General features: G+C 67.1%; 3 protein-coding genes. All 3 read right to left on the bottom strand.

All coding sequences use genetic code 11. From position 1 onward, the window contains the following. Positions 1-147: 147 nt before the first annotated feature. The 3 genes from AB0H32_RS48145 to AB0H32_RS48135 all read right to left on the bottom strand — a co-directional run bounded on the left by AB0H32_RS48145 (position 148) and on the right by AB0H32_RS48135 (position 1,941). Positions 148-603: a VOC family protein gene (locus AB0H32_RS48145; RefSeq protein ID WP_361136039.1), complete on the bottom strand. Its 456-nt coding sequence runs from the start codon at positions 601-603 to the stop codon at positions 148-150. 460 nt (positions 604-1,063) lie between these two features. Further along, entirely contained in the window at positions 1,064-1,525 is a 462-nt protein-coding gene (locus AB0H32_RS48140) for a MarR family transcriptional regulator (RefSeq protein WP_361136036.1), read from the bottom strand. Next, entirely contained in the window at positions 1,522-1,941 is a 420-nt protein-coding gene (locus AB0H32_RS48135; RefSeq protein WP_361136033.1) for an SRPBCC family protein, read from the bottom strand. Before AB0H32_RS48135 ends, AB0H32_RS48140 begins: the two co-directional genes overlap by 4 nt. Positions 1,942-2,082 lie beyond the last annotated feature (141 nt).

Genomic DNA, 2,082 nt, shown 5'->3' with positions numbered 1-2,082 from the left:
GCGCCACGCCGTGGAAGGTGGGAACAACCGCCTGAAGCGGCACCGCGCCGTGGCGACCCGCTATGACGAACTCGCCGTCCGTTACGAGGGGACGGTGCTGGTCGCGGTCTCAACGAGTGGCTGTGACCAGTACCGCCTGACGGGGTTCTAAACGACGCAGAATTCGTTGCCCTCGGGGTCGTGCAGAACGACGGCGTAGTGCTCCATGTCCGGCTCATCCATGATCCGCAGCACGGTGGCACCGGCCTTGGTGAGCCGTTCCACCATGGTGGTGACCCGCTGAGCGCGGACCGCCAACGGGACCTCACGCCCTCCGCCCACCTTCAGGTCAAGGTGCACCCGGTTCTTGGTGGCCTTCGGCTCGGGGACCTGCTGGAACCACACCCGCGGCCCCTGTCCCGCAGGATCGATGATCGACTCCGGCGTCTCCCCGGCACCGGCGGGCAACTCCTCCTCGGGCACCCCCATACCTGCCCAATACTCCCTCCACGTGGAGTGCCCGCCCGGCGGAGGCTCTGGAACGTACCCCAGAGCCTCGGCCCAGAAGCTCACCAGCCTCTGCGGGTCGGCACAGTCGATCACCAGCTGCAGCGTCATCTCCATACCTGGAGGATGCCAGGCAGGTCTGACAACATCGGCCATGGCTCTTGCCCAGACCATCCGGTGCTAAAAGATCCACTTTCGCAACAGCCCCCAGTAGAGGTGAGGCCCGCGAACTTCGTGCGTATCTTCCGAGGTGGAACACCTCAGCTTGACCGGCTCATCGGGGATGCCGGCCGCGGGCCGGGGATCCTGCGTGGCACATGTGGCGTGTCGACCAGCTGACTTGTCCTCGATCGGGGAGAGCCGCGACCGTGTCCGAGCGGGCTGCTTGCGGGGTCCTTTCGAAGATCACGACGCGCCGTGATCTTCGAAAGGACCCCTGCCCGTGCGTTTCGCCCGCACCGCTGCCGCGGCCGCCGTGTTCGCCGCTCTCTTCATCCGGGCGATCGCCCACGCCGCCCCGAGCCCGGCTGCTGCCGCGCCCGGCGAGTCCGGTCCGGTCCATGCAGCGCATCATCGATTACGGCGTCTGTACCAGGCGCCGCAACAGGGTGCTCAGCGCATTGGCGTCGAGCCCGCTGGCTCCCTCGCCGGCCGGGGCGAAGAACTCACTGTCCACCTGCTCGACTTCGGTGATCGCAGCCCGCGCGAGCTGTGCTCCCCGCGGGGTGATCCGCAGTCGCCGCGCGCGGGTGTCCTGAGGATCGGTCTCCCTGTCCAGCAGTCCCTTCGCTTCAAGCTTCCTCACCAGCTGGGACGTCATTTTCACGTCCGTGCCCGCCTGATGGGCGAGTTCCTGTTGATTGGGCAGCTCACCCTGCTCGTTGAGCCACCAGGCGCAGGACAGCAGGACGAACTGGGCGTGCGTCAGGTCGTACGGCGTCAGCGCCGTCGTGATCGCGCGCTGCCAGCGCAGCGTCGCGTGCCAGAGCCAGAATCCGGGGCTGTGCTCCGGGTCGTTGATCCGCTGGTCGGTGTTCATCGGGCCGCTGCCTGGGCGAACAGGGCGGCCATTGCCTGCGGGAAGTCCTCGGTGATCGCGGGTCCGAGCTCGGGGCCGATCCGGTCCGCTTCCGCTCCGGAGATTTCCAGTTGGTGCACCGCCCTGGTGCCGCCGCCCGTCAACGGGCTCAGTGTGTGGCTGAACCGCAGCACCATCCCACCGAACTCGGTCTCGTCGGCGTAGCGCACGTTCTCCTCGATTGCTGTGATCACCGAGATGATCGGTTCCTGTCCGGTCGGTGTCATCGACACCCGGCTGCCCACCTCGAACGGTCCCAGGAGCGAGACGGACTCCATCGAGGTGTCCCACTGCGCCCAGTTGTCGAGATCCCGCAGTACCTCCCAGACCGCCTCCGGTGCCGCCGCCGTCTCGCCGGTGTACTCGTGGCGCCACATGTCCCGCTCCCCTCGAGGATTCGTCTACGTACAGATTATCTACGCGCAGACTATTTGTCGAGGGGGCGGTTGCGGAACTGATCTCGGCGACCGCTCTGCGAACGGCGGCACCAGGCTGTCACCAGGCGATGCCGGTCCGTC

The organism is Streptomyces sp. NPDC020362 (genome assembly GCF_040642095.1).
Taxonomy (GTDB): Bacteria; Actinomycetota; Actinomycetes; order Streptomycetales; family Streptomycetaceae; genus Streptomyces.
This window is presented reverse-complemented; position numbering and strand designations above follow the sequence as displayed.

Excerpts from the sequence above, each read along its gene's own strand:
- AB0H32_RS48135 (WP_361136033.1), bottom strand. The coding sequence starts at position 1,941 with ATGTGGCGCCACGAGTACACCGGCGAGACGGCGGCGGCACCGGAGGCG.
- AB0H32_RS48145 (WP_361136039.1), bottom strand. The coding sequence starts at position 603 with ATGGAGATGACGCTGCAGCTGGTGATCGACTGTGCCGACCCGCAGAGG.
- AB0H32_RS48140 (WP_361136036.1), bottom strand. The coding sequence starts at position 1,525 with ATGAACACCGACCAGCGGATCAACGACCCGGAGCACAGCCCCGGATTC.